The sequence below is a fragment of the Pseudomonas sp. NFACC37-1 genome (assembly GCF_900101575.1).
GTDB classification, from domain to species: Bacteria; Pseudomonadota; Gammaproteobacteria; order Pseudomonadales; family Pseudomonadaceae; genus Aquipseudomonas; species Aquipseudomonas fluorescens_AA.
On record NZ_FMUZ01000002.1, the window covers coordinates 267,271 to 291,754 of the forward strand.

General features: G+C 61.9%; 20 protein-coding genes. 15 read left to right on the forward strand and 5 right to left on the reverse strand.

The window, feature by feature from the left end; all coding sequences use genetic code 11:
• Positions 1 to 768, reverse strand: a complete 768-nt coding sequence (gene gloB / locus BLP82_RS03400; RefSeq protein ID WP_092165369.1) for a hydroxyacylglutathione hydrolase — start codon at positions 766 to 768, stop codon at positions 1 to 3.
• 65 nt (positions 769 to 833) lie between these two features.
• Between gloB and BLP82_RS03405 the strand changes: the two genes are divergently transcribed.
• The 4 genes from BLP82_RS03405 to BLP82_RS03420 all read left to right on the forward strand — a co-directional run bounded on the left by BLP82_RS03405 (position 834) and on the right by BLP82_RS03420 (position 4,023).
• Positions 834 to 1,592: a class I SAM-dependent methyltransferase gene (locus tag BLP82_RS03405; protein ID WP_053119806.1), complete on the forward strand. Its 759-nt coding sequence runs from the start codon at positions 834 to 836 to the stop codon at positions 1,590 to 1,592.
• A gap of 88 nt (positions 1,593 to 1,680) precedes the next feature.
• Positions 1,681 to 2,133: a ribonuclease HI gene (gene rnhA / locus BLP82_RS03410; RefSeq protein ID WP_030142629.1), complete on the forward strand. Its 453-nt coding sequence runs from the start codon at positions 1,681 to 1,683 to the stop codon at positions 2,131 to 2,133.
• A 231-nt stretch (positions 2,134 to 2,364) separates the two neighbouring features.
• Complete coding sequence (gene dnaQ, locus BLP82_RS03415; protein ID WP_060741972.1) at positions 2,365 to 3,126, forward strand: DNA polymerase III subunit epsilon; 762 nt, start codon at positions 2,365 to 2,367, stop codon at positions 3,124 to 3,126.
• 282 nt (positions 3,127 to 3,408) lie between these two features.
• On the forward strand, positions 3,409 to 4,023 hold the full coding sequence (locus BLP82_RS03420) for a GNAT family N-acetyltransferase (RefSeq protein ID WP_092165370.1): 615 nt from the start codon (positions 3,409 to 3,411) through the stop codon (positions 4,021 to 4,023).
• On the opposite strand, the gene BLP82_RS03425 is transcribed toward BLP82_RS03420, so the two are convergent.
• Positions 3,989 to 4,882, reverse strand: a complete 894-nt coding sequence (locus BLP82_RS03425; protein WP_092165371.1) for a LysR family transcriptional regulator — start codon at positions 4,880 to 4,882, stop codon at positions 3,989 to 3,991. The genes BLP82_RS03420 and BLP82_RS03425 overlap by 35 nt on opposite strands.
• A gap of 86 nt (positions 4,883 to 4,968) precedes the next feature.
• Complete coding sequence (locus tag BLP82_RS03430) at positions 4,969 to 5,232, reverse strand: hypothetical protein (protein WP_081015420.1); 264 nt, start codon at positions 5,230 to 5,232, stop codon at positions 4,969 to 4,971.
• Positions 5,233 to 5,417: 185 nt separating this feature from the next.
• On the opposite strand from BLP82_RS03430, the gene BLP82_RS03435 reads away from it, so the two are divergent.
• From BLP82_RS03435 to BLP82_RS03445, 3 genes are all read left to right on the forward strand, one after another.
• Positions 5,418 to 5,975 carry an NADPH-dependent FMN reductase gene (locus tag BLP82_RS03435; protein WP_072404556.1) on the forward strand — a complete coding sequence of 186 codons (558 nt, stop codon included), beginning with the start codon at positions 5,418 to 5,420 and terminating at the stop codon, positions 5,973 to 5,975.
• A gap of 256 nt (positions 5,976 to 6,231) precedes the next feature.
• Complete coding sequence (locus BLP82_RS03440) at positions 6,232 to 6,582, forward strand: metalloregulator ArsR/SmtB family transcription factor (protein WP_092165372.1); 351 nt, start codon at positions 6,232 to 6,234, stop codon at positions 6,580 to 6,582.
• A 37-nt stretch (positions 6,583 to 6,619) separates the two neighbouring features.
• Positions 6,620 to 7,903 carry an arsenic transporter gene (locus tag BLP82_RS03445; RefSeq protein ID WP_072404552.1) on the forward strand — a complete coding sequence of 428 codons (1,284 nt, stop codon included), beginning with the start codon at positions 6,620 to 6,622 and terminating at the stop codon, positions 7,901 to 7,903.
• A 103-nt stretch (positions 7,904 to 8,006) separates the two neighbouring features.
• On the opposite strand, the gene BLP82_RS03450 is transcribed toward BLP82_RS03445, so the two are convergent.
• Positions 8,007 to 8,972 (reverse strand): DUF1853 family protein, encoded by a 966-nt coding sequence (locus BLP82_RS03450; RefSeq protein WP_092165373.1) that lies wholly within the window; start codon positions 8,970 to 8,972, stop codon positions 8,007 to 8,009.
• Between the two features lie 105 nt (positions 8,973 to 9,077).
• Here BLP82_RS03450 and BLP82_RS03455 point away from each other — a divergent pair, with 105 nt between their 5' ends.
• From BLP82_RS03455 to BLP82_RS03490, 8 genes are all read left to right on the forward strand, one after another.
• Positions 9,078 to 9,968: an NAD(+) kinase gene (locus tag BLP82_RS03455; RefSeq protein WP_003180647.1), complete on the forward strand. Its 891-nt coding sequence runs from the start codon at positions 9,078 to 9,080 to the stop codon at positions 9,966 to 9,968.
• A complete protein-coding gene (locus tag BLP82_RS03460; RefSeq protein ID WP_170842267.1) occupies positions 9,965 to 10,939 on the forward strand; it encodes a metallophosphoesterase in 975 nt (324 codons plus the stop codon). Before BLP82_RS03455 ends, BLP82_RS03460 begins: the two co-directional genes overlap by 4 nt.
• On the forward strand, positions 10,936 to 11,808 hold the full coding sequence (locus BLP82_RS03465; protein ID WP_092165375.1) for a rhomboid family intramembrane serine protease: 873 nt from the start codon (positions 10,936 to 10,938) through the stop codon (positions 11,806 to 11,808). Before BLP82_RS03460 ends, BLP82_RS03465 begins: the two co-directional genes overlap by 4 nt.
• A gap of 45 nt (positions 11,809 to 11,853) precedes the next feature.
• Positions 11,854 to 12,114, forward strand: a complete 261-nt coding sequence (locus tag BLP82_RS03470) for a YeaC family protein (protein WP_072404544.1) — start codon at positions 11,854 to 11,856, stop codon at positions 12,112 to 12,114.
• On the forward strand, positions 12,111 to 12,941 hold the full coding sequence (locus tag BLP82_RS03475) for a DUF2797 domain-containing protein (protein WP_072404542.1): 831 nt from the start codon (positions 12,111 to 12,113) through the stop codon (positions 12,939 to 12,941). Before BLP82_RS03470 ends, BLP82_RS03475 begins: the two co-directional genes overlap by 4 nt.
• Positions 12,942 to 12,954: 13 nt before the next feature.
• Positions 12,955 to 15,612, forward strand: a complete 2,658-nt coding sequence (gene pepN, locus BLP82_RS03480) for an aminopeptidase N (RefSeq protein WP_092165376.1) — start codon at positions 12,955 to 12,957, stop codon at positions 15,610 to 15,612.
• A 415-nt stretch (positions 15,613 to 16,027) separates the two neighbouring features.
• Positions 16,028 to 17,080, forward strand: a complete 1,053-nt coding sequence (locus tag BLP82_RS03485; RefSeq protein WP_092165377.1) for a WD40/YVTN/BNR-like repeat-containing protein — start codon at positions 16,028 to 16,030, stop codon at positions 17,078 to 17,080.
• A gap of 43 nt (positions 17,081 to 17,123) precedes the next feature.
• Positions 17,124 to 19,499 carry an efflux RND transporter permease subunit gene (locus BLP82_RS03490; RefSeq protein WP_092165378.1) on the forward strand — a complete coding sequence of 792 codons (2,376 nt, stop codon included), beginning with the start codon at positions 17,124 to 17,126 and terminating at the stop codon, positions 19,497 to 19,499.
• Between the two features lie 230 nt (positions 19,500 to 19,729).
• Here BLP82_RS03490 and BLP82_RS03495 read toward each other — a convergent pair whose 3' ends face one another.
• Positions 19,730 to 24,418, reverse strand: coding sequence for a dermonecrotic toxin domain-containing protein (locus tag BLP82_RS03495; RefSeq protein WP_092165379.1), 4,689 nt, complete (start codon positions 24,416 to 24,418; stop codon positions 19,730 to 19,732).
• Between the last annotated feature and the right edge of the window lie 66 nt (positions 24,419 to 24,484).

Here is a 24,484-nt window from a genome sequence, read left to right on the forward strand (position 1 = left end):
TTAGAACGTATCTTTCCAAGCCCTCAAGGCCGCAAAAACCTCACTCGGCGTCTGGTTTCGCTGGCCGCTCCGTTCGTCTGCTTTTTGTTTAACGGATGTTTCAGTCGTGCGCAGGAACGGGTTGGTGAGTTTTTCCAGGGCCAGGGTCGAGGGCAGCGTCATGATGCCCTCGTTGCGTTGGCGGGCGACTTTTTCCAGGCGGTCGGCGATGTCCGGATTGCCCGGCTCCACGGCGGCCGCGAACTTCAGGTTGCTGAGGGTGTATTCATGGGTGCAGTAGACCAGCGTGTCTTCAGGCAAGGCGGCGAGGCGACCCAGGGAATGGTGCATCTGCGCGGGCGTGCCTTCGAAAAGCCGGCCGCAACCGGCGGCGAACAGGGTATCGCCACAAAAGAGCAGGCCATGGTGGTAGTAGGCGATGTGCCCCAGTGTATGGCCAGGCACCGCGTAGACATCGAAGTCCCAGCCGAGCACGCTGACCTGGTCGTTGTCATGCAGGGCCTGGTCCCGCGCCGGGATGTTTTCGCTGGCCGGGCCGTAGACGGTGGCGTTCGTCGCATTCTTCAACGCCTGGACGCCGCCGACATGATCATGGTGATGATGAGTGATCATAATGTCGCTCAGGACCCAGCCCGGATGGGCGTCGAGCCAGGCCTGTACTGGCGCGGCATCTCCCGGGTCGACCACGGCGCAGCGCTGGGTGGAGTGATCCTGTAACAACCAGATGTAGTTATCGGTGAACGCGGGCAGGGCACTGATCTGTATCATCGCGGAATTCGCCAAGCGGAAAACAAAGGCGCATCTTAGAACTTCCTGACGCGTTGGAGAATGCAATGACCGATGAAGCGTTCGCTCAGGCTGATCCTGACTGGCTGGCGTTGATCAGCGCCGCCCGTGAATGGCTGTCCGGCCCTGTCGGGCAATTTTTGCTGGAAGAGGAACGGCGCATGCTCGAAGACGAGTTGGGCCGGTTCTTTGGCGGCTATCTGGTGCACTACGGGCCTTCGGCGCAAACGCCGCCGTCGGCACCGCAGGTCCAGCGCAACGTGCGCCTGGGGGCGCCGTTGCCCGGGGTGGAAATCGTCTGCGAGGAGCAGGCCTGGCCGCTGAGCGAACATGCCGCCGACGTGGTGGTCATGCAGCACGGCCTGGATTTCTGCCTGTCGCCCCACGGTCTGCTGCGTGAAGCCGCCAGCAGCGTACGCCCCGGCGGGCATCTGTTGATCATCGGTATCAACCCCTGGAGCACCTGGGGGTTGCGTCATGTGTTTGCCCACGACGCCTTGCGCCAGGCCCGTTGCATCTCGGCGTCGAGGGTCGGCGACTGGCTCAACCTGCTGGGCTTCGCGCTGGAGAAACGCCGCTTCGGGTGCTATCGTCCGCCGCTTGCGTCACCCAAGTGGCAGGCTCGCCTGGCCGGCTGGGAGCGCAAGGCCGGCGACTGGCAGCTGTCCGGCGGTGGTTTCTACCTGCTGGTGGCGCGCAAGATCGCGGTCGGGCTGCGCCCGGTGCGTCAGGCGCGACGCGAGCCGATGGGCAAGCTGATTCCCTTGCCGATGGCCAAGGTCAATCGTCGTCACATCGAGCCATAACCCCTTTTTAGCAGGCCTGGCCGGCCTTTCGACTACAGGCATCAACGCCTGATCGGCTGGCCTTTGCATTTTTTCTGGATAGATTGGCATGAGCGATAGCGTAGAACTCTTCACTGATGGCGCCTGCAAGGGCAACCCCGGCCCGGGCGGCTGGGGCGCGTTGCTGGTGTGCAAGGGCGTGGAGAAGGAGCTCTGGGGCGGCGAAGCCAATACCACCAACAATCGCATGGAGCTGATGGGCGCCATCCGTGGCCTGGAAGAGCTCAAGCGGCCTTGCGATGTACTGCTGGTGACCGACTCGCAATACGTGATGAAAGGCATCAACGAGTGGATGGCCAACTGGAAGAAGCGCGGCTGGAAGACGGCGGCGAAGGAACCGGTGAAAAACGCCGACCTCTGGAAGCTGCTGGATGAGCAGGTCAACCGCCACAACGTTACCTGGAAATGGGTGCGTGGCCACATCGGCCACCACGGCAACGAGCGGGCCGACCAATTGGCCAATCGTGGGGTGGATGAGGTACGGGGCTACAAGCAGGCCTGATGCAACCATGTCCACTGAAACATGCGCACTTGTGGCGAGGGGATTTATCCCCGCTGGGGCGCGAAGCGCCCCCCTTCAATTTTCCTGGCGCACTGTGGTGCCTGGCTTTAGGGCTGCTTCGCAGCCCAGCGGGGATAAATCCCCTCGCCACAAAAGCTGTGGTCAGTCATTCCCTTGGAGCGTGTTAAGATCCGCGCTTTTGCAAGACTGCCCGTTGAGAGCTGAACACTGATGGCCAACAGATCTGTAGTACTGGATACCGAAACCACCGGCATGCCGGTGACCGATGGTCACCGGATTATTGAAATCGGTTGTGTCGAGCTGATCGGCCGGCGCCTGACCGGTCGCCATTTCCACGTTTACCTGCAACCGGACCGCGAAAGCGACGAGGGCGCTATCGGCGTCCACGGCATCACCAACGAGTTCCTGGTGGGCAAGCCGCGTTTTGCCGAAGTGGCCGATGAGTTCTTCGAATTCATCCAGGGCGCGCAGTTGATCATCCACAACGCGGCGTTCGACGTCGGGTTCATCAACAACGAATTCGCCCTGATGGGGCAGCACGATCGGGCCGACATCACCCAGCATTGCACCATCCTCGATACCCTGATGATGGCCCGGGAGCGTCATCCGGGGCAGCGCAACAGCCTCGACGCCTTGTGCAAGCGCTACGGTGTCGACAACTCCGGTCGTGAACTGCACGGCGCCTTGCTCGACTCCGAGATCCTGGCCGACGTCTACCTGACCATGACCGGCGGCCAGACCAGCCTGTCCCTCGCCGGCAACGCCTCGGATGGCAACGGCACCGGCGAAGGCTCCGGCAACCAGGCCACGGAAATTCGCCGTTTGCCCGCCGACCGCCAGCCATCGCGGATCATCCGCGCCAGCGAAAGCGACCTGGCCGAGCATGCCGCGCGTCTGGAAGCCATCGCCAAGTCCGCGGGTGCTCCGGCATTGTGGACACAGTTGGCCGAGGCACAGGCCGCCACGCACTGATGAAACCCTGCAACGGTCTTGTAGGAGCTGTCGAGCGAAGCGAGGCTGCGATCTTTCCCCGGACACTCGAGTCTCAAGCGAAAGATCAAAAGATCGCAGCCTTCGGCAGCTCCTACAGGGCCCAGCTGTACTCCTTCATTTCTCGCCACAATTGCCACGACCTTCTACCCTGAGGTAACGGGCAGGCTACGGATCCCGCTTGATGTGTGATGATTTGAAAGACAAGGGCAATGGATGGCGCCACGCCGTTGGTTGCTTCAAGGAATGAGGACCTTCCCCAGTATGCAACCGGTCATGAATCCCAAGCACCCCGGCCTGTCGGTGCGCATCGTCGATGATGGCTTTGCCGCCTACATCTGGGGCAGCGATTTCAGCTTTGAAGTCAGCGACTACGCGACGGCGCAGATCGGCCGTCCCGTCAGCCAATGGCCGGTGACGCCCATCGTTCCCTATCGCAAGTGCTATGGCATCGATCCCGAAGAGTTCAGCAGCTTCCGCGATGCCCCGGACAGCGAGATCTTCATGGCCTACCTCGATGACCAGCCCGTCGGGCACCTGGTGGTCAGTACCAACTGGAACGGCTATGCCCACATCGACGAGCTGGCGGTACATGCCCCGGCCCGGCGCCACGGGGTGGCCAAGGCGTTGCTCGATGTCGCCCAGTTCTGGAGCCGCAAGAAAAAACTGCCTGGCATCATGCTCGAGACCCAGAACAACAATCTGGGCGCCTGCCGGCTCTATGAGCGTTGCGGTTATGTGCTGGGTGGTATCGATCACCTGCGCTATCGCGGCATTGACCGGCATACCGCCGAAGTCGCGCTGTTCTGGTACCGGCTGTTCGACGACCCACTGGGCATGTCGATCAGTGGCTCAGCAGCGCCTCGGCTTGTTCCGTAATTCGTTCCAGCAGCGATTGAAGGGCGGCTGAAGAAGGCGCACCGTTGAGGCTCAAGGCATAGAGGCCAATCGCGATGGCGGGCGATACCGGACAGACGTCGAGGCCGCCGTCCTTGGCGCCCGAGGCGGTGAACGGGTCGACGATGGCCAGGCCTTCTCCGGCCTCGACCATGGCGCGCATCATCTGATGGGTCTGGACGCGGAGCTGGATCATGGGCGCCGGACGCAGCGCCGCCAGTTTATGCTCGAATGCAGGGCTCAGCGGGTCGTGGCCATCCAGGCCCACCAACGGCTGGCCCGCCAGGTCCTGAAGCGAAATATATTTTTGACGGGGTTGCAGCCAGCCGTGGGGCGCGAGCAATTGCAGTTTGCCCTGGGCGATCATCTGGCAATGGATGTCGGGATGTTCAGGGTCGTGCAGGCTCAGGCCCAGGTCGCTTTCGCGCAACAGCAGGCTGTGGACGATGTCGCGGGTCGGTCGGCTGAGCAGGGTGCACGGGGCATCCGGATGGCGACGACGCAAGGCTGCGATGCTCTGGGGCAGCAACCGCTGGGCCAGTGGCGGTGTGCAGATAATGCGCAAGGGCGCTGCTTGATGGTGTTTCAGGCTGCTGGCCAGGCGCTGCACCGGTTCGAGGGTGTCGTACACCCGTGTGATACCGTCGCGTAATTCAAGGGTTTCCCGGGTCGCCTGCAAACGACCGCGCACACTGGCGAACAGCATGAAACCCAATTGGGCCTCGGCATCGCGCAGTATCGCCTCGACCTCCGCCACCGGCAGTTGCAGCCATTCGGCCGCCGTGCCGAGGTGGCCGGTCTGCAGCAGCGCCTGGATCACTTCGATGTGGCGTAAACGCATGCAAGAAGTCCATGTTCGGCGGATGAGCCATTGAGTGGCTGAATCCTAACCCAAGTCCGGGTATGACTTCTGCTCATAACCAACGGTTATGAAGCTATTTGCGTTTCAGCGGGCGTTTGAGTAGGCAGTGGCGTTTCCGGTTCGCGCGTCAATTCGATTTGAGATTGCACGAGAATAAATTTGCCGTCGTCGAGTTTGTTGACTCGATCACCGATAGCCAATTTATAGGTAGTGACAGGCTCCTTGCCGTTTCCGTCGGGCGACGGGGTCGATTCCTGAAACTCATGCACCGAATAGACGCGACCTTCGGCGTCCCGCGCATGAAATTGTCCGACAAGTACTGCTGCCATTGCTTAGAACCTCTGGAAATAAATCACTCGATTTGCGGTTCTGTAGACCCTGGTCAAGCGCGGTAAGTTTTCCTACATGAAAAAAATAGTCCAGCCGGCCGGTTTTTGTCGTTCCACTGGTCCAATTGTCACCCCGATCATCTATAACTACAGGCTCCTTTGAGCCGACAGTCGAGAAGCCTCTCATGAGTAATGTCTACACAGTGGCCGTTTTGGTGGGCAGCCTGCGCAAGGCATCGATCAACCGCAAGGTCGCGCTGGCACTGGCTGACCTGGCGCCAGCCAACCTCAAGCTGAATATCATCGAGATTGGCGAGTTGCCGCTCTACAACGAAGACATCGATGTTTCCCCTCCGCCAGCCTACAGCACTTTCCGTCAGCAGGTGGGTGCGGCCGATGCCTTGTTGTTCGTCACGCCGGAATACAACCGTTCAGTGCCGGCACCGTTGAAAAATGCCATCGATGTGGGATCGCGTCCCTACGGCCAGAGTTGCCTGAGTGGCAAACCGGGTGCGGTGATCAGTGCTTCGCCGGGTGCCATTGGCGGTTTCGGCGCCAATCATCATTTGCGCCAGTCCCTGGTGTTCCTTGACGTGCCCTGCATGCAGCAGCCGGAAGGCTATCTGAGTAACGCCGGGACGGCGTTCGACGAGGCGGGCAACCTGTCGGAGTCTGTCAGACCATTCTTGCAAAAATTCATCGATGCCTATGGCAAGTGGGTCGAGCAGCATAAGAAGGCTTGACGTCCACTGGAACTTCAAGCCAAGCACCTCTATGGCGAGGGGGTTTATCCCCGCTGGGCTGCGAAGCGGCCCCAAACCCAACACCCTGGTGTGTCAGACAATTTGAATGGGGGCGCTTCGCGCCCCAACGGGGATAAATCCCCTCGCCACAAGTGCATGTACATCTGCAAACGCGTCTGACAAATCCAAATCCCTGCTTTACTGGATATTCGAAATTCCATATATTCTCCGCTCGCTCAGCCAGACTGTTTCCGCCATGCCCGATTCCCCCAATCCCGTCGATGTCTTCAAGGCCCTGGCCGATGACACCCGTACGCGCATTGCGTTGCTGGTGGCCCGTGAAGGCGAGTTGTGTGTCTGTGAGCTCACCGCCGCGCTGGGCCTGAGCCAGCCGAAGATCTCCCGGCACCTGGCGCAGTTGCGCAACGCTGGGCTGCTCAGCGACCGGCGGCAGGGGCAGTGGGTTTATTACCGCCAGCACCCGCAGTTACCGGCCTGGGTCAGTGCGATGCTGGAGCAGGCGTTGGCGGCCAGCGCTGCCTGGCTGACAGCGGATGTGCAGCGCTTGAATGCCATGCCTGATCGTCCGGTGGCGCGTTGCTGCTGAGTCCTTCTTTCCCATCCCTTTTTCAAGGCTGTTGCGCATGCTGATCGCGTCGTTGATTTTCCTGCTGACCATTACGTTGGTGATCTGGCAACCCAAGGGGTTGGGCGTTGGCTGGAGCGCGACGCTGGGCGCCGTGCTGGCCTTGTTGAGCGGGGTGGTGCAGGTCAGTGACATCCCGCTGGTCTGGCAGATCATCTGGAACGCCACCGGGACGTTCGTCGCGCTGATCATCATCAGTCTGCTGCTGGACGAGGCGGGGTTCTTCGCCTGGGCGGCCTTGCATGTGGCTCGCTGGGGCCGGGGCAGTGGGCGCAAGCTATTTGCCTTCATGGTGTTGCTGGGGGCGCTGGTGTCGGCGTTGTTTGCCAATGACGGGGCGGCGCTGATCCTCACGCCTATCGTGATTTCCATGTTGCTGGCCCTGCGGTTTTCCCCGGCGGCGACCCTCGCGTTCGTGATGGGCGCCGGTTTCATTGCCGACAGCGCGAGCCTGCCGCTGGTGGTGTCGAACCTGGTGAACATCGTCTCGGCGGACTTTTTCGGCATTGGTTTCAACCGCTACGCGGCGGTCATGGTGCCGGTGAACCTGGTGAGCGTGGCGGCCAGCCTGGCGATACTGCTGTGGTTCTTTCGCCGCGATATCCCACGTGACTATGACCCGCATCAGTTGGATGACCCGGCGACGGCGATCCACGACAAGGCGACGTTTTATGCCGGCTGGGCGGTACTGGTGATCCTGCTGCTGGGCTGCTTTGCCCTGGAGCCCCTGGGGATTCCCATCAGTGCGATCTCGGCGGTCTGTGCTGCGTTGCTGCTGGCGGTCGCGGCCCACGGCCACAAGATATCCACCCGCAAGGCAATGAAGGAAGCGCCCTGGCAGATCGTGATCTTTTCCCTGGGCATGTACCTGGTGGTCTATGGCCTGCGCAACGCCGGGCTGACCGGTTACCTGGCCCATTGGCTCGACGGTTTCGCCGAATATGGCGTGTGGGGTGCGGCCATGGGCACCGGTGTGCTGACGGCGTTGCTCTCGTCGGCCATGAACAATTTGCCGACGGTGCTGATCGGCGCCTTGTCCATCGACGCCAGCCAGGCCACCGGGGTGGTGAAGGAGGCGATGATCTACGCCAACGTCATCGGCAGCGACCTGGGCCCGAAAATCACGCCGATTGGCAGCCTGGCGACGTTGCTGTGGCTGCATGTGCTGGCGCGCAAGAATATCCAGATCGGCTGGGGGTATTACTTCAAGGTCGGGATTGTGCTGACGGTGCCGGTGCTGCTGGTGACGTTGGCGGCGTTGGCTGTGCGGTTGTCACTCTAGACCGTAGTGGCCCCTTCGCGAGCAAGCCCGCTCCCACATTGAAATGCATTCTCATGTGGGAGCGGGCTTGCTCGCGAAGACGGACGTCCAGACACCGCCCAACTCAGCTGTTACCCGGCACATCCGGCCAACGATCCGCCACCAGGAACACCCGCTCGGCTTCTTCCCACTCGCCCTCGGCGTTTTCGCTCAGGCGCACCATCAACTGTGCCGGCGCCATGGGGTCCAGGGCCATTCGCCAGGCGTCCAGTTGCGCGGTGCTCCAGGTTTGCTCGGCCGGATAATGCGCCGGGGCCAGCCAGGCGGCGCGGGGCAGGGGTTGCCAGCGACCCGGCGGACGTTGGGCGATGAACGCAGGCCAGTCCCGTTGATGCAGCCAGCGCCCGCGCAAATGCCTGGGATGGGCACCGGCCGGTGGTTCGGCCTGGCCCGGCCAGGGGTAGAGCAAATACCCGCCCAGCCAGAGCTCGGAGCGAAACAGCTCGAGGCCCGAGGGCTCGATGCCCAGTGCCGCCAGGGCCTCGCGGCTTTCCGGGCGGGCCGAGATCGGCAATTGGTGCTCGCGCAGATGCGCCAGCTTGCGATCGAGCCGGTCATGGCAACCTGGGCCCAGCCATTGCGCGGCGTCCAGCCCGTTTCCGTGCTGGGGGCCAAGGTACAACTTGATGGCCAGTTCCAGGTGGTGGATGCCGTCGCGATCACGCAGCAACAGGTCCAGTTCACCGAGGGTATGGCCTTCGCGTCGGATCGGCAGGTTCGCGGCGATCAATTCGATGCCCGGGGCATGCTGCACGGCGAATTGCCACAGCCTTTCGTAATACAGGCCCAGGCGGCGCGTTCGCCCTTGGGACAGGCAGTGCAGCAATGGATAGCTGTCGCGGTCCAGTTGTCGCAGCCAGTGTTCCAGCCGGCCAGGCTCCTGCACCCAATCACTGCCAGCCAGGGGATGGCGCTGGGGCCAGGGCGTGTCGATGAGCATCGGCGGGGCGATGATCGCCCACGCGAGGTCGCGCACTTCGGGATGGTGCAGGCGTCGGGGCAAGTCCAGCAATTCAGGGAACAGGATCATCTTGCGAGCATAGCCGTTGCGCTGGAGGCTTAAAGGATTTTGTCTACGGCGCGCTTTCGCCCATAATCGTGTTTTTCGCCCGCCGCAGACCCTCGCAGGAGCCTCATGGAGCAATTTCGCAATATCGGCATCATCGGTCGCCTGGGCAGTTCGCAGGTGTTGGACACCGTTCGCCGTCTCAAACGTTTCCTCCTGGAGCGGCACCTGCATGTGATCCTCGAAGATACCATCGCCGAAGTCCTGCCGGGCCATGGCCTGCAGACGTCGTCGCGCAAGATGCTCGGCGAAGTCTGTGACATGGTCATCGTGGTCGGCGGCGACGGCAGCCTGCTGGGGGCTGCCCGGGCCCTGGCGCGGCACAACATCCCGGTGCTGGGGATCAACCGCGGCAGCCTGGGGTTCCTCACCGATATCCGCCCCGACGAGCTGGAGATCAAGGTCGCCGAGGTCCTGGACGGCCACTACCTGGTGGAAAACCGTTTCCTGCTGCAGGCCGAGGTCCGTCGTCACGCCGAGGCTATCGGCCAGGGCGATGCCCTCAATGACGTGGTGCTGCACCCTGGTAAATCCACGCGGATGATCGAATTCGAGCTGTACATCGACGGCCAGTTCGTCTGCAGCCAGAAAGCCGACGGCCTGATCGTCGCCACCCCCACCGGTTCCACCGCCTATGCGCTGTCGGCCGGCGGGCCGATCATGCATCCCAAGCTCGACGCTATTGTGATCGTGCCCATGTACCCCCATACCTTGTCTGGGCGACCGATCGTGGTCGATGGCAACAGTGAGCTGAAAATCGTCGTGTCCAAGGATATGCAGATCTACCCGCAAGTGTCCTGTGACGGCCAGAACCATTTCACCTGCGCGCCGGGTGACACCATCACCGTCAGCAAAAAAGCGCAGAAGCTGCGCCTGATCCATCCGCTGGATCACAATTACTACGAAGTCTGCCGGACCAAGCTTGGCTGGGGCAGTCGGTTGGGGGGTGGAGGCGACTGATGCTCGATCCTGCGCGCAGTTACGATTTGATCGGTGACGTGCACGGATGCGCCTTGACCCTGGAACACCTGCTGGACCGACTCGGTTACCACAAGCAGGGCGGGGTCTGGCGGCATTCGTCGCGCATGGCCGTGTTCCTGGGGGACATCATCGACCGTGGCCCGCGGATCCGCGAGGCGCTGCACATCGTCCATGACATGGTCATGGCCGGCCAAGCGCTGTGCATCATGGGCAACCACGAGTTCAACGCCCTGGGCTGGAGCACACCGGCATTGCCGGGCAGCGGCCAGCGCTACGTGCGCGAACACACGCCGCGCCATGCCCGCCTGCTCAACGAGACACTGACCCAGTTCGAGCAGCATCCCGGCGACTGGCATGACTTTCTCGAATGGTTCTATGAGCTGCCGCTGTTTGTCGACGCTGGCCGCTTCCGGGTGGTGCACGCCTGTTGGGATGCCGGCCTGATCGAACCGCTGCGGGGCCTGTTCCCGGACGGTTGTGTCGACGAGCATTTCCTCCAGGCCTCGGCGCAACCGGGCAGTTTTGCCTGCACGGTGTTCGATCGCTTGCTGCGCGGTACGGACATGCGCCTGCCCCACGGCCTGACGCTGACGGGTGGCGATGGCCTGACCCGTTCGTTTTTCCGCACCAAGTTCTGGGAAGACAACCCGCAGACTTACGGCGATATCGTGTTCCAGCCCGACGCCTTGCCGGAACCGGTGGCCCGCACGCCGCTGTCGTCGGATGAAAAGAACAACCTGCTGCGCTATGGCGTCGATGAGCCGCTGTTGTTCGTCGGTCACTATTGGCGCAGTGGCAAACCCGCACCGATCCGCCCGAACCTGGCCTGCCTGGATTACAGCGCGGTGCTCTACGGCAAGCTGGTCGCCTATCGCCTCGACCAGGAAACCCGCCTGGATCCACACAAGTTCGTCTGGGTCGATGTCGAACGGCCGGAGGTGGTGAAATGAGTGCTGTCGCGGTTCTGCGCCTGCCCCTGGCAGTGGACCTGAGCGGCTTCGTCAAGCTGCTGCAGCGCATGCAGGTGCCCCATCGGGTCAGCGAAGAGGCCGGCGAGCAGGTGCTCTGGGTGCCGGATGAAATCAGCGAGGACGTGCGTGCGTTGTACGCTCGTTTTCCCGCCGGCGATCCCGATCAGCAGTTGGAACTGCCAGACACAGGGGGTACTTCCCGGCGAGCCGGGTTCGTCCAGCAACTGACGCGCAGTCCAGTGACGGCCCTGGTGCTGTTGCTGAGCCTGATCGTCAGCGCGGTCACCCTGCTGGGGGAGAATCTTGAGATCCTGCGCTGGCTGACCTTCCTCGAGTTCCGCGTCGTTGGCGACTACATCCAGTTCACGCCGTTGGGCGATAGCCTGGCGGCGGGGCAGTGGTGGCGCCTGGTAACGCCGATGCTGATTCACTTCGGCTTCCTGCACATCGCCATGAATGGCATGTGGTATTGGGAACTGGGGCGGCGGATCGAAGCGCGCCAGGGCGGTATCAACCTATTGGGGCTGACGCTGCTGTTCAGCCTCGTTTCCAATTTCGCTCAGTACTTTTTCAGCGGGCCGACGCTGTTCGGCGGCTTGTCCGGCGTGCTGTACGGCCTGCTGGGCCATTGCTGGATCTACCAACTGCTCGCACCGAACCCGGCCTATCACTTGCCCCGCGGGGTGCTGGTGATGATGCTGGTGTGGTTGCTGCTGTGCCTGTCCGGGTTGGTTTCGCTGATCGGCTTCGGTGAAATCGCCAATGCCGCCCACGTCGGCGGGCTGCTCGTCGGGTGCTTCACGGGCTTGTTGGGCGGGCTGTTCGCTCGCCGTAAAATGGCCCTTTGACCGGCGCCTGTGCCTTTTGAGAATGCGCGATTGCGCGGAGAACCCATGTCTTCCTTCAATGAAATGATCAAGAACATCACCCCCGATATCTACCGCAGCCTGAAACTGGCCGTGGAAATCGGTAAATGGGCCGACGGCAACAAGCTCACCGCCGAGCAGCGCGAGTTGTCACTGCAGGCCATGATCGCCTGGGAAGTCCAGAACCTGCCCGAAGACGAGCGCACCGGCTACATGGGCCCGCAGGAATGCCAATCGAAGTCGATCGAAGTGCCCAATATCCTGTTCAAGTCGGACGCCATCCATTGATCGAGATTGGCCGCGGTGCAATCAGCAAGATGTCGGCACGCCTTGACGGGCCGACCGTTCAATACGCCTTTCGCCTGGACGAGGTCGAGGTGCCGGTCAACCCATTGATCGGCAGCACGATCCGCCTGGAGTACCTCGGCGCGATCCACTGCACCCATTGCGGACGCCGGACCAAGACCAGCTTCAGCCAGGGTTATTGCTACCCTTGCATGACCAAGCTAGCCCAGTGCGACCTGTGCATCATGAGCCCGGAGCGTTGTCATTTCGACGCGGGCACTTGCCGTGACCCGGCCTGGGGCGAGCAGTTCTGCATGACCGACCATGTGGTGTACCTGGCCAATTCCTCGGGCGTGAAGGTCGGCATCACCCGTGCCACGCAATTGCCGACCCGCTGGCTGGACCAGGGCGCCAGCCAGGCGCTGCCGATCCTGCGGGTCGCCACCCGCCAGCAGTCAGGGTTTGTCGAAGACCTGTTCCGCAGCCAGGTAGCGGACAAGACCAACTGGCGCGCCTTGCTCAAGGGTGACGCGACAGCGGTGGACCTGCCGGCGATCCGCGACGCGCTGTTCGAAAGCTGCGCCCAGGGTTTGCAAGGCTTGCAGGAACGATTCGGCCTGCAAGCGATCCAGACCATAGCGGACGTCGAGCCCATCGAGATTCGTTACCCGGTGGAGCAGTACCCGGCCAAGATCGTCAGCTTCAACCTGGACAAGAACCCGATCGCCGAAGGCACGCTGCTGGGGATCAAGGGCCAATACCTGATTTTCGACACTGGCGTGATCAACATTCGTAAATACACGGCCTACCAGCTCGCCGTGCATCAGTAGAAGGATTCGACCCATGCGCACCGAACAACCGAAGATGATTTACCTCAAGGACTATCAGGCCCCCGAATACCTGATCGACGAAACACACCTGACCTTCGAGTTGTTCGAGGACCACAGCCTGGTCCATGCGCAACTAGTGATGCGCCGCAACCCCGAGCGCGGCGCCGGGCTGCCGCCGCTGGTGCTCGATGGCCAGCATCTTGAATTGATCTCCCTCAAGCTCGACGATGCCGACCTGGGGCAGGGCGACTATCAACTGGACGACAATCACCTGACCGTGCACCCCAAGGCACAAGCCTTTACGGTCGACACCACCGTCAGGATCCATCCGGAAACCAACACCGCCCTGGAAGGGCTGTACAAATCCGGCAGCATGTTCTGCACCCAGTGCGAGGCCGAAGGGTTCCGCAAGATCACCTATTACCTCGACCGTCCGGATGTGATGAGCAAGTTCACCACCACCGTGGTGGCCGAGCAGCACAGCTATCCGGTGCTGCTGTCCAACGGCAACCCGATTGCCAGTGGCCCCGGCGAAGACGGCCGGCACTGGGCGACCTGGGAAGATCCGTTCAAGAAACCGGCCTACCTGTTTGCCCTGGTGGCCGGTGACCTGTGGTGCGTCGAAGACACCTTCACCACCATGACCGAGCGTAACGTGGCGCTGCGCATCTACGTCGAGCCGGAAAACATCGACAAATGCCAGCACGCCATGACCAGCCTGAAGAAGTCGATGCGCTGGGACGAAGAGGTGTACGGGCGCGAGTACGACCTGGACATCTTCATGATTGTCGCGGTCAACGACTTCAACATGGGCGCCATGGAGAACAAGGGGCTTAATATTTTCAACTCCAGCGCCGTGCTGGCCCGCGCCGAAACCGCCACCGATGCCGCGCACCAGCGGGTCGAGGCGATCGTGGCCCACGAATACTTCCATAACTGGTCGGGCAACCGCGTGACCTGCCGCGACTGGTTCCAGCTGTCGCTCAAGGAAGGTTTCACGGTGTTCCGCGATGCTGGCTTCTCCGCCGACATGAACTCCGCCACCGTCAAGCGCATCCAGGACGTGGCGTACCTGCGCACCCACCAGTTCGCCGAAGACGCCGGCCCCATGGCCCACCCGGTGCGTCCGGACAGCTTCATCGAGATCTCCAACTTCTACACCCTGACTGTGTACGAAAAAGGCTCGGAAGTGGTCGGCATGATCCACACCCTGCTGGGGCCTGAGGGGTTCCGCAAGGGCAGTGACCTGTACTTCGAACGTCACGACGGCCAGGCCGTGACCTGCGACGACTTCATCAAGGCCATGGAAGATGCCAACGGCGTCGACCTGGCCCAGTTCAAGCGTTGGTACAGCCAGGCCGGTACACCTCGGCTGGCGGTGAGCGAGTCTTACGACGCCGCTGCCAAGACCTACAGCCTGACCTTCCGCCAGAGCTGCCCGCCAACCCCGGACAAGATGGAAAAGCTGCCGTTCGTGATTCCCGTGGAACTGGGCCTGCTGGACAGCCAAGGCGCCGAAATCCCGTTGCGCCTGGCCGGTGAAGCGACGGCAAACGGTACGTCCCGGGTGATCTCGGTGACCGAGGCCGAGCAGACCTTCACCTTCGTCGACGTCGCCGAACAACCCCTGCCATCGTTGCTGCGTGGTTTCTCGGCGCCGGTGAAGCTGAGCTTCCCGTACAACCGCGACCAATTGATGTTCCTGATGCAGCACGACAGCGACGGCTTCAACCGCTGGGATGCCGGCCAGCAGTTGTCGGTGCAGGTGTTGCAGGAACTGATCGCCCAACATCAGCAGGGCGCCAGCCTGACGCTGGATCCGCGCCTGGTCAGTGCATTGCGTGCTGTGTTGTCGGATGAATCCCTGGACCAGGCCATGGTCTCGGAAATGCTCTCGCTGCCCAGCGAAGCCTACCTGACGGAAATCAGCGAAGTGGCCGACGTCGAGGCGATCCACGCCGCCCGTGAGTTCGCCCGCCAGCAGTTGGCCGAGAACCTGTTCGAAGCGCTGTGGCTGCGTTATGAAGCCAATCGCGACCTGTCGAAACGCACGCCATACGTGGCCGAGGCCGAGCATTTCGCCCGCCGCGCATTGCAGAACATCGCGCTGTCGTACCTGATGCTCACCGGCAAGCCTGAGGTGCTGAGCGCGACCCTGGAGCAGTTCGACACCGCCGACAACATGACCGAACGCCTGACCGCGCTGGCGGTGCTGGTCAACTCGCCGTTCGAGACCGAGAAGGCCAAGGCCCTGGAGGTGTTCGCGGAAAACTTCAAGGGCAATCCGCTGGTCATGGACCAATGGTTCAGCGTCCAGGCCGGCAGCCCGTTGCCCGGTGGCCTGGCGCGGGTCAAGGCGCTGATGGAGCACCCGGCGTTCAATATCAAGAACCCGAACAAGGTGCGGGCACTGGTCGGCGCGTTCGCCGGGCAGAACCTGATCAACTTCCACGCCGCCGACGGTTCGGGTTACCGCTTCCTGGCGGACCTGGTGATCCAGCTCAATGGCTTCAACCCACAGATCGCTTCGCGGCAGTTGGCGCCACTGACCCGCTGGCGCAAATATGACAGCGCCCGCCAGGCGTTGATGAAAGGCGAACTGGAACGCATCCTGGCGTCAGGCGGGCTGTCGGCCGATGTGTTCGAGGTGGTGAGCAAGAGCCTGGCGTGACCTTGATGCCGCGCTCTGCCTGGCGGACCGCGGTGCTCCCATCGCGAGCAAGCTCGCCCCCACATGATCGTTCCCACGCTCTGCGTGGGAACGCCGCCAGGGACGCTCCGCGTTCCGCTTCTGCAAGGTGACGCAGCGTCACGGGATGCATTCCCACGCAGAGCGTGGGAACGATCAAAAAGGTAATCCCCTGGCCTAGCCAGCCTTCGCTATCACCCCACCGAATACCCCGCCATTCACCCCCAGCGCCACCCCCCCTGGTTAACAAAAGATAACGCGGCGTCGATTGTCAGACCTTTCGAAAGCCCGATAGGATAGACCAGCTTCCGAAGTGGCTCTAGATTGCAGGTTTCAGGACTATGCTCCAGGACTGGCAACGTACCAAGCCATAACAATAATAATGGGGGAAAGGTCTATGAATGAGCCTGTCATGGCTGTGGGCCGCTGCCGGCCGCCGATGCTGCGCAGAATCGCGTTGCTGGCTTCGGCGCTCTCGCTGCTGGGCTCTGCGGTGTTGTCGGCACCGGTGATGGCCGTTGCGGCGTCGACGTCCGATGTCATCTATTCCGTCGAGTCGGCCAAGGCCAGCAAAACCCTGATGCTCGATGTGGTCCATGCCGGCCAGCGCCTGGTGGCGGTCGGTGATCGTGGGCACATTGTCTATTCCGACGACCAGGGCACGTCCTGGACCCAGGCCAAGGTGCCGACCCGCCAACTGCTCACCGCGGTATTTTTCGTCGACGACAAGCACGGCTGGGCCGTGGGGCACGACGCGCAGATCCTCGCCAGCGACGACGGTGGCAGCACCTGGACCAAGCAATACGAAGACCTCACCCGTGAAGCGCCGCTGCTGGACGTCTGGTTCAAGGACGCCAGCAACGGTTTTGCCGTGGGTGCGTACGGTGCGCTGCTGGAAACCACCGACGGCGGCAAGCATTGGGAAGACGCCAGCGACCGTCTCGAAAACGAAGACCAGTTCCACCTCAATGCGATCGCGGCCGTGAAAGACGCCGGGTTGTTCATTGTCGGCGAGGCCGGCAGCATGTTCCGCTCCGCCGATGGTGGGCAGACCTGGGAGAAGGTCGAAGGCCCGTACGAAGGCTCGCTGTTCGGGGTCATCGGCACCGCCCAGCCTTCGACGCTGCTGGCCTACGGTTTGCGCGGCAACCTGTACCGTTCCACCGATTTTGGCGGCACCTGGGAGCAGGTCGAGCTCAAGGCCGCCCGGGGCAGCCTGGAATTCGGCCTGTCGGGCGCCACGCTGCTGGCGGACGGTTCCATCGTGATTGTCGGCAACGGCGGCAGCGTGGTGCGCAGTACCGACGACGGCGAAACCTTCAGCGTGTTCAACCGTCCGGACCGAATCTCCGTGGCGGCCGTCACGGCGGCAGGCAACGGCAACCTGATCCTGGCAGGGCAAGGCGGCGTGCGCGCCACCACTTCCACCGGCGCCGAACTGAGCAAATGAGTCAGGCCTGCAAGACGGGCATAAAAACAAGAAGGCGGACCCCATGAGCAGTCATCACCAAGACAAGGCGACGTTCCTCGAGCGCCTGATTTTCAACAACCGCCCGGCAGTGATCGTCATTTGCCTGCTGGTCAGCATCTTCCTGTTCTGGCAGGCCACGCTGATCCGCCCCTCCACCAGTTTCGAAAAAATGATCCCCCTCGAGCACCCCTTCATCCAGAAGATGCTCGAACACCGCAACGACCTGGCGAACCTGGGCAACACGGTGCGCATTTCCGTGGAAGCCACCAATGGCGACATCTTCTCCAAGGACTACATGGAGACCCTGCGCCAGATCCACGACGAGGTCTTCTACATCTCCGGTGTCGACCGTTCCGGGCTCAAGTCGTTGTGGAGCCCCAGCGTGCGTTGGACCGAAGTGACGGAGGAGGGCTTCGCCGGCGGCGAGGTGATCCCCCAGAGCTACAACGGCTCGGCCGACAGCCTCGACCTGCTGCGCAACAACGTGCTCAAGTCCGGCCAGGTCGGGCGCCTGGTGGCCAACGACTTCAAGTCGAGCATTATCGACATCCCGCTGCTGGAGTCCTATCCCGATCCGCAGGACCAGGGCAAATTGCTCGCCCTCGACTATCGGAAGTTTTCCCACGAGCTTGAAGACAAGATCCGCAACAAGTTCGAAGCCCAGAACCCGAATGTGCAGATCCATATCGTCGGTTTCGCCAAGAAAGTCGGTGACCTGATCGATGGCCTGGTCATGGTGGTGCTGTTCTTCGGCGTGGCCTTCGTCATCACCCTGGTCCTGTTGTACTGGTTCACTCACTGCATGCGCAGCACCGTGGCGGTGTTGACCACCACCCTGGTGGCGGTGGTGTGGCAACTGGGGCTGATGCACGCCGCCGGTTTCGGCCTGGATCCGTACTCGATGCTGGTGCCGTTCCTGATCTTCGCCATCGGCATTTCCCACGGGGTGCAGAAAATCAATGGCATCGCCTTGCAGTCCAGCGAGGCGGACAACGCCCTGACGGCGGCGCGGCGTACCTTCCGCCAGTTGTTCCTGCCGGGGATGATCGCGATCCTGGCGGACGCCGTGGGCTTCATCACCTTGCTGATCATCGACATCGGCGTGATCCGCGAACTGGCCATCGGCGCCTCCATCGGCGTGGCGGTGATCGTGTTCACCAACCTGATCCTGCTGCCGGTGGCGATCTCCTACGCCGGCATCAGCAAGCGCGCGGTCGAGCGCAGCAAGAAAGATGCGACCCGCGAACATCCGTTCTGGCGCCTGCTGTCGAACTTCGCCAGCGCCAAGGTCGCGCCGGTGTCCATTGCCCTGGCGGTGCTCGCCTTTGGCGGTGGCCTCTGGTACAGCCAGAACCTGAAGATCGGCGACCTGGACCAGGGCGCGCCGGAACTGCGTCCGGACTCGCGCTACAACCAGGACAACAACTTCATCATCAGCAATTACTCCACCAGCTCCGATGTACTGGTGGTGATGGTCAAGACCAAGGCCGAAGGTTGCTCGCGCTATGAAGCCATGGCCCCCATCGACGAATTGATGTGGAAGATGCAGAACACCGAGGGCGTGCAGTCGGCGATTTCCCTGGTGACCGTGTCCAAGCAGATGATCAAGGGCATGAACGAGGGCAACCTGAAATGGGAGACCCTGTCGCGCAACCCTGATGTGCTGAACAACTCCATCGCCCGGGCCGATGGCCTGTACAACAACAGCTGTTCCCTGGCGCCGGTGCTGGTGTTCCTCAACGACCACAAGGCCGAGACCCTGGACCGCGCGGTGAAGGCGGTGCAGGACTTCGCCAAGGAAAACAACCGCGATGGCCTGGAGTTCATCCTCGCCGCCGGTAACGCTGGCATCGAGGCGGCCACCAATGAAGTGATCAAGGAATCGGAACTGACCATCCTGATCCTGGTGTACATCTGCGTGGCGACCATGTGCATGATCACCTTCCGTTCCTGGGCGGCGACGCTGTGCATTGTACTGCCGCTGGTGCTGACGTCGGTGCTGGGTAACGCCCTGATGGCCTTCATGGGCATCGGTGTGAAAGTCGCGACGCTGCCGGTGGTCGCGCTTGGCGTCGGGATCGGCGTCGACTACGGCATCTATATCTACAGTCGCCTGGAAAGCTTCCTGCGGGCCGGGTTGCCGTTGCAGGAGGCTTATTACCAGACGCTGAAGTCCACCGGCAAGGCGGTGCTGTTCACCGGTTTGTGCCTGGCCATCGGTGTCTGCACCTGGATCTTCTCGGCCATCAAGTTCCAGGCCGACATGGGCTTGATGCTGACGTTCATGCTGCTGTGGAACATGTTCGGTGCACTGTGGCTGTTGCCGGCGCTGGCGCGCTTCCTGATCAAGCCGGAGAAACTGGCGGGGCAGAAGGGCAATTCGTTGTTTGCCCATTGATTGGTGGAGGCTAGGCTGTTGAAGTTTTCCACCCCAGCCATCTGGAATGAACCTGTGGCGAGGGAGCTTGCGAAATGTAGGAGCTGTCGAGTGCAACGAGGCTGCGATCTTTCCCCAGACACTTGAATCTCAAGCGAAAGATCAAAAGATCGCAGCCTTCGGCAGCTCCTACACGCCGCCCGGCGGGAGCAAGGGGTAGGCGCCACAACCATCGGTTGTGGTGTTGGCCATCAAGGCGCCAACGGCAAGAACTTGCTCTGCGCCAACGACTTGCCAAGCTGTCCTCGATGCACGTTCACCACCGCATAAGGGCTGGTGGCCTTGGCCAGCAGTGAGTGGTAGTGCTCCTTGCGTTGTTCCTTGGTCTTCAGGTGCGCGACGCTGAAATTGTCCTTCGGTGTGTCAGCCGTTTCGTAGTGAAAATGCGCATACCAGAGGGGAGAGCCATTACGGTCGTTGATGGCGTACTCCTCGAGGAAATCCTTGCGGCTTCCTTTCAAGGCCGTGCGTTCGCCGAGTCGTGCGACTTGTATCAGGTTCTTTTCGAACAGGAACCGCAGGTTGCCGTCGGTAGGCGGCAATTGCAGGCTCAATTCGGTGCGCAGGGCACTGCCCTTGGCGGTCAGGCTGGATACCGCGTCTGACAACTGTTGGATCAGTCCCTGGTCTGCCGGGGTAAGCGGGGTTTGCGCTGCGGTGAACGCCCGGTCGAGTTCCTCGGCAAGCTTGCGAAACCGACTCGCCTCATTGTTCATGATCTCCTCGATTTCCTGAGGATGGCGGCAGTGTTTCTTGTAGCTTTCAGCGCGATGCATGCGTGCGTCCAGCTCGTCGAGCAGTTTCCGCGCATCGGCCTTGATCGCCTTGACCGATCTTGTCTCGGGTGCCGGGACCGGGCGGCGTACTTCGACGACATCCCAGACATCATCATGGCGGGAATAGGTGGCGAGGATCTCGTCATCGACTTGCGAGCGCAGCTCGACGACTTCAATCGGCAAGGATGTTCCGGCCGGTTTCAGGTCGCCAATCAAGACGCCATTGTGGCGGGTCCTGATCAGCTTTTTCTGGGCGTGTGCAGCGGCTGGTCTGGGGCGTTTCGGTGGGCGCTTGCGTGGTTTGGGCTCGGGTTTGATTTCGGCGGCGAGTTTGCCCGACACCTCCTGGTAAAGACTGTCGACCAACTTGACCAGCCTGTCGAAATAGGACTCGTGGATATCGTCGGGGTAGAGGGTCTTGACCCCTTGCAGCGCATCCAGGGTCTTGCCGTAGCGCTCGGTCAGGCTTGTCAGGATTTCGAGTTGTTCCTGCGGCGTCAGCTCATACAGCCGTAGCTCGCTGTGGGAGCGCGTTTGTTCCCCCAGCGGTACGACGATGCGAAGCAGGACGGCGGGCACGTCCGATTGGGGATTTTTGATCGACAGCATGGGAAGCGTAGAAAGTTGCAGGGCTTTGCGGCTGATGGCATTGCCTTCGTTCAACGGACGGTCCCTGGTCAGGCGTTCGAACGCCTGGGCGCCATCGGCATCGAAGTTCAAGAGGCGCTCAAGGTATTCGTCCTTGAGTTCCAGCCAGTAGATCGCTCGATCATTGATGTCGCTCATGAGGTCGAGGAACTTGATGTAGTCCTGCATATGGTGGGTAAGGACTTCCCGGACATCGCTTTCTGCTCGAAACCTGGGGTCCCTGTTCTTGGCGGCTATGTAATCCATTTCGGTGACCACGACGGCCTTACGGGCATTGTTGATCACGTTTTCAAAGAGTCCGCGCATGTACTTAGGTGTAAGCCCGATACCCAGGCTGGCGCGTTCGGACGCACTCTTCACCAGTTTCAAATAAACTTCGGTCTGCTCCTGGAGCAGGTCATGGAATATTTTGCGTTTCGGCTCCCGCTGCGCTTCGGTGTAAGTGCTGCCTTCCTGGAGCCTTGTCATCACTTGAAGGGCAACGTCGAGGGCTTTTTGTCGATCGGCTTCCTGTGTGGCCCATTGGTTGAGTTCGTCGGTCAATTCCTTGATGCGCTGCAGATTGGCACGACGCTGTGTATCCATCCGCTTGGGCGGTGCACCGCCCAGCAGGCGCAGACGCAAATCCAGAGACCAGCGGCCCTGGGCATCGGCTTTCAACGGTGGACCGTTCCGGCTGGGGTCGAGCGGGTCGACGATGGTCGCGCTGCCGTCCGCTTCAGGGTTGACCTGATACAGAACGTCTTCCACCTCGGCGTGCCATTTTTTGTCGATCACGTACAGACCCTTGTACGGGCCATATCCGATGGGTTCGGGCATTGCCGGAGGACGCGATGCCTGCAAGCGCAGCAGCCGGGTGCGTTGTTCCGATGTCAGGCGCTGGCCGGCGCTGGCGAAACTGAAGTCCAGGTGTCTACTGGCGGCTTCGGCGTGGGCGCCAGGCACGGCGACGGTTCCCTCCACGACGGTGGGCGGTGCCGGCACGGGCCACTGCTCGGCAATGGCCCGTGGTGCTGGGGGGAGCATGGCTTGCTTCTTCAGCGATTCGGGCACCGCCGCACGGGTGACCGGCGCATGACCGATGGGCAGTTGGCTCACCAGCATGGCCAGGTTGACGAGCAGGTCGACGGCGGCCAGCTCCCGTGCCACCGGGTCCTCGCTGATCAGGGCTGGAATGTCCTGTTGGGCACTGGCCATCAGGTTCCATAGCCAGACAGTGGTCATGACCGGGCCGCGCAATAAAGGGAGCAGCAATGTGTTGAACAACAGGCTGCCGCCCTGGAGCAACACGGCCCAGCGGCTCTCGCGATTGGACACCGAGTTCCGGTCGGCCTGGGCGACCAGGGCCTGGGCATTGCAGCCATAGAGGTACTGCATCAGCTCGCCGTTGTGCAGCGCTTGCAGCAGTTCGCCATGGGTGTCCTGCGTGGCGAGTGTGGCCGGGGCGGGTTTGTCGGGAGCACTGAACTCATCACCGGGAAAGAACCGCACGATGTGTGGCTCCAGGAAACCGCCGTTGGCGTACACCGGGCGAGCGGCGTCGGACAGCCAGGTCAGGACGCTATTCTGCAGGTCCCCGGCCGCGGCAATGGCCTGAAACAGCGCCTCCCGTGTCGGGAACTCTTGCAGCGCAGGGGCGTAAAGCGGCCGATACAGCAGGTGCGGGCCGACCGTGGTGTCCTGCGCTTCGATAAGGAACATGTTGGTCACGGTATCGGGCTGGGCCTGGGGCTTGCGCATCAAACCCAGGTGACGAATGACCACCGGGCGACCGTTGACCTGTTGGCTCGCCGCGTCAGGTTGGAGAACGGATTCCAGCAGGCGCAAGCCTTGCAGGGTCATGCCGTTTTCGTTGTCCAGCCGCTGTTTCAGCGCATCAAGGGCCAGTTGCGCAGGGATCTGTTCGGCGAACATCCGTTGGCGGTTCTTTGCCTGGGGCGAGTCACCGAGCAGGTGCTGTTGCAGGTAGCGAGGATAGGTCGTGCCAATGTCGACCTGTTCGACCAGCGCGGTAACGAAGTCCGGGGTCAACCAGGTCGGCAGCGTCAGGCCCAGGCGATGGCTGAGCGTGAAGTGGCCGCTGGGGCGGGCGACGAGATTGTGGATGGCCAGCTCGATCAGGCTCATCTGTCGCTTCTCGCTGAGGCCGATGGTCCCGGGGTAGCCTGCGGAAACGGTGAAGTTCAGGAGCACATCGTCGGGTTGGTATTGGCTCGATGGCACCTTGCCCGGGCTGCTGTCGTTCGTTTTCCTCATGGCGCTGGACAAGGCGCTGGCGGTAAAGGCCTTGATGTCCTCGATGCCGCTGAGGAAGGTTTGGCCCTGATGGCGCTTTTTGGCACTGGCCAGGGCCAGGCTGTAGTGCTGGAGCGTCGTCTGGTCGGCGATGGCGCTTTTTTTCAGCCAGCGGGGCAGCAAGGGAGCCAGGCGTGCCGAGGTTTGCGGCGAGAGTCGCGGGGCTTCCAGCAGGTAGCGAGCCGGGTCGCTCAAGTCGTTGTAGAGGTTCTTCAGGCTTTGCAGGTCGATCCCGGCGGGCAGTTGCACAGCCTTCAGGTCGGCCAGTTGTTGCTCCAGCAGCATCGCCGCCTGGCTCTCGAAGACGTCGCCGCTTATCTCGTAGCGCTGGCAGGTGACGGTGTCGACGGTGTAGCGGCTGGCGATCGATGCGCCCCAATACCGATTGAAGGCTTCCAGGGAAGCAAAGGATTGCACGGCGCTGCCGGGACTGCACAGCAGGACGTCGGTGGCCCCTTTCGTGGCGCGGACCAGGAGGATCTCGCTGCCGACCAGTACGCTGCTGGTGGTGCCCCGGGTGATTCGGGTTTCCAGGTTGTAGGCGTACACAGGCGCCTGTCGGTCGAGACGAAAGCGTCGCTCCCGGTCCGGCCAACGGACGACCTGGTCAAGGGTTTCGCGGGCCGTGTCAGCGAGCCCGGGCTGTTGCAGCCCGCGGATACTCAGCATGTTCCTCAGCACATCGCTGAGCCAGCGCCAGCGATTGCCGTGGCTGTTCGCACCGGTTGCGTCAATGTCGTCGCCCCAATAACGGACCAGCGCATCCTCCAGCCCGAGCGGTACGCTCCAGGCCAGTTCCAGCAGCGAGTTCTTGATGACCTGGATGTCCACTTCCTGGTTGCCTGCCCGGAGCCGGTGCGGTGGGGTGTCGGAGAGAAAACAATCCAGGTTGCCCCGTGGGCTGAAATCCACGGGTGTGCCAACGGCCAGGTGATCGAGCACCACGGGCATGAACGGCTGGAATTGCCAGGCGCGTCCGGCGGCGTCCGGAGTCGCCAATTGGACAGTGGAGAGGTCGATGTCCAGCCAGGGGTGTGTTCGCTTGATCGCTTGTTCGAGCATGCGTTGCGCAATCTGTTCGAAGGTCGGATGGCTGGCGAATTGCAGGCTGACACTTTGCGTCAACGCGGGGATGGAGTCTGCGGGGGAGGGAGCGGTCATGAGAAGTCCTTTTCACAAAACATGGCCGTCGGGATGACGGCGAGAAAAGTATCGACTTCTCGGTTC

Bases quoted from the DNA above. Each gene is read 5' to 3' on its own strand.
- gloB (WP_092165369.1), bottom strand. From the start codon at position 768: ATGATACAGATCAGTGCCCTGCCCGCGTTCACCGATAACTACATCTGG.
- BLP82_RS03405 (WP_053119806.1), top strand. From the start codon at position 834: ATGACCGATGAAGCGTTCGCTCAGGCTGATCCTGACTGGCTGGCGTTG.
- rnhA (WP_030142629.1), top strand. From the start codon at position 1,681: ATGAGCGATAGCGTAGAACTCTTCACTGATGGCGCCTGCAAGGGCAAC.
- dnaQ (WP_060741972.1), top strand. From the start codon at position 2,365: ATGGCCAACAGATCTGTAGTACTGGATACCGAAACCACCGGCATGCCG.
- BLP82_RS03420 (WP_092165370.1), top strand. From the start codon at position 3,409: ATGCAACCGGTCATGAATCCCAAGCACCCCGGCCTGTCGGTGCGCATC.
- BLP82_RS03425 (WP_092165371.1), bottom strand. From the start codon at position 4,882: ATGCGTTTACGCCACATCGAAGTGATCCAGGCGCTGCTGCAGACCGGC.
- BLP82_RS03430 (WP_081015420.1), bottom strand. From the start codon at position 5,232: ATGGCAGCAGTACTTGTCGGACAATTTCATGCGCGGGACGCCGAAGGT.
- BLP82_RS03435 (WP_072404556.1), top strand. From the start codon at position 5,418: ATGAGTAATGTCTACACAGTGGCCGTTTTGGTGGGCAGCCTGCGCAAG.
- BLP82_RS03440 (WP_092165372.1), top strand. From the start codon at position 6,232: ATGCCCGATTCCCCCAATCCCGTCGATGTCTTCAAGGCCCTGGCCGAT.
- BLP82_RS03445 (WP_072404552.1), top strand. From the start codon at position 6,620: ATGCTGATCGCGTCGTTGATTTTCCTGCTGACCATTACGTTGGTGATC.
- BLP82_RS03450 (WP_092165373.1), bottom strand. From the start codon at position 8,972: ATGATCCTGTTCCCTGAATTGCTGGACTTGCCCCGACGCCTGCACCAT.
- BLP82_RS03455 (WP_003180647.1), top strand. From the start codon at position 9,078: ATGGAGCAATTTCGCAATATCGGCATCATCGGTCGCCTGGGCAGTTCG.
- BLP82_RS03465 (WP_092165375.1), top strand. From the start codon at position 10,936: ATGAGTGCTGTCGCGGTTCTGCGCCTGCCCCTGGCAGTGGACCTGAGC.
- BLP82_RS03470 (WP_072404544.1), top strand. From the start codon at position 11,854: ATGTCTTCCTTCAATGAAATGATCAAGAACATCACCCCCGATATCTAC.
- pepN (WP_092165376.1), top strand. From the start codon at position 12,955: ATGCGCACCGAACAACCGAAGATGATTTACCTCAAGGACTATCAGGCC.
- BLP82_RS03485 (WP_092165377.1), top strand. From the start codon at position 16,028: ATGAATGAGCCTGTCATGGCTGTGGGCCGCTGCCGGCCGCCGATGCTG.
- BLP82_RS03490 (WP_092165378.1), top strand. From the start codon at position 17,124: ATGAGCAGTCATCACCAAGACAAGGCGACGTTCCTCGAGCGCCTGATT.
- BLP82_RS03495 (WP_092165379.1), bottom strand. From the start codon at position 24,418: ATGACCGCTCCCTCCCCCGCAGACTCCATCCCCGCGTTGACGCAAAGT.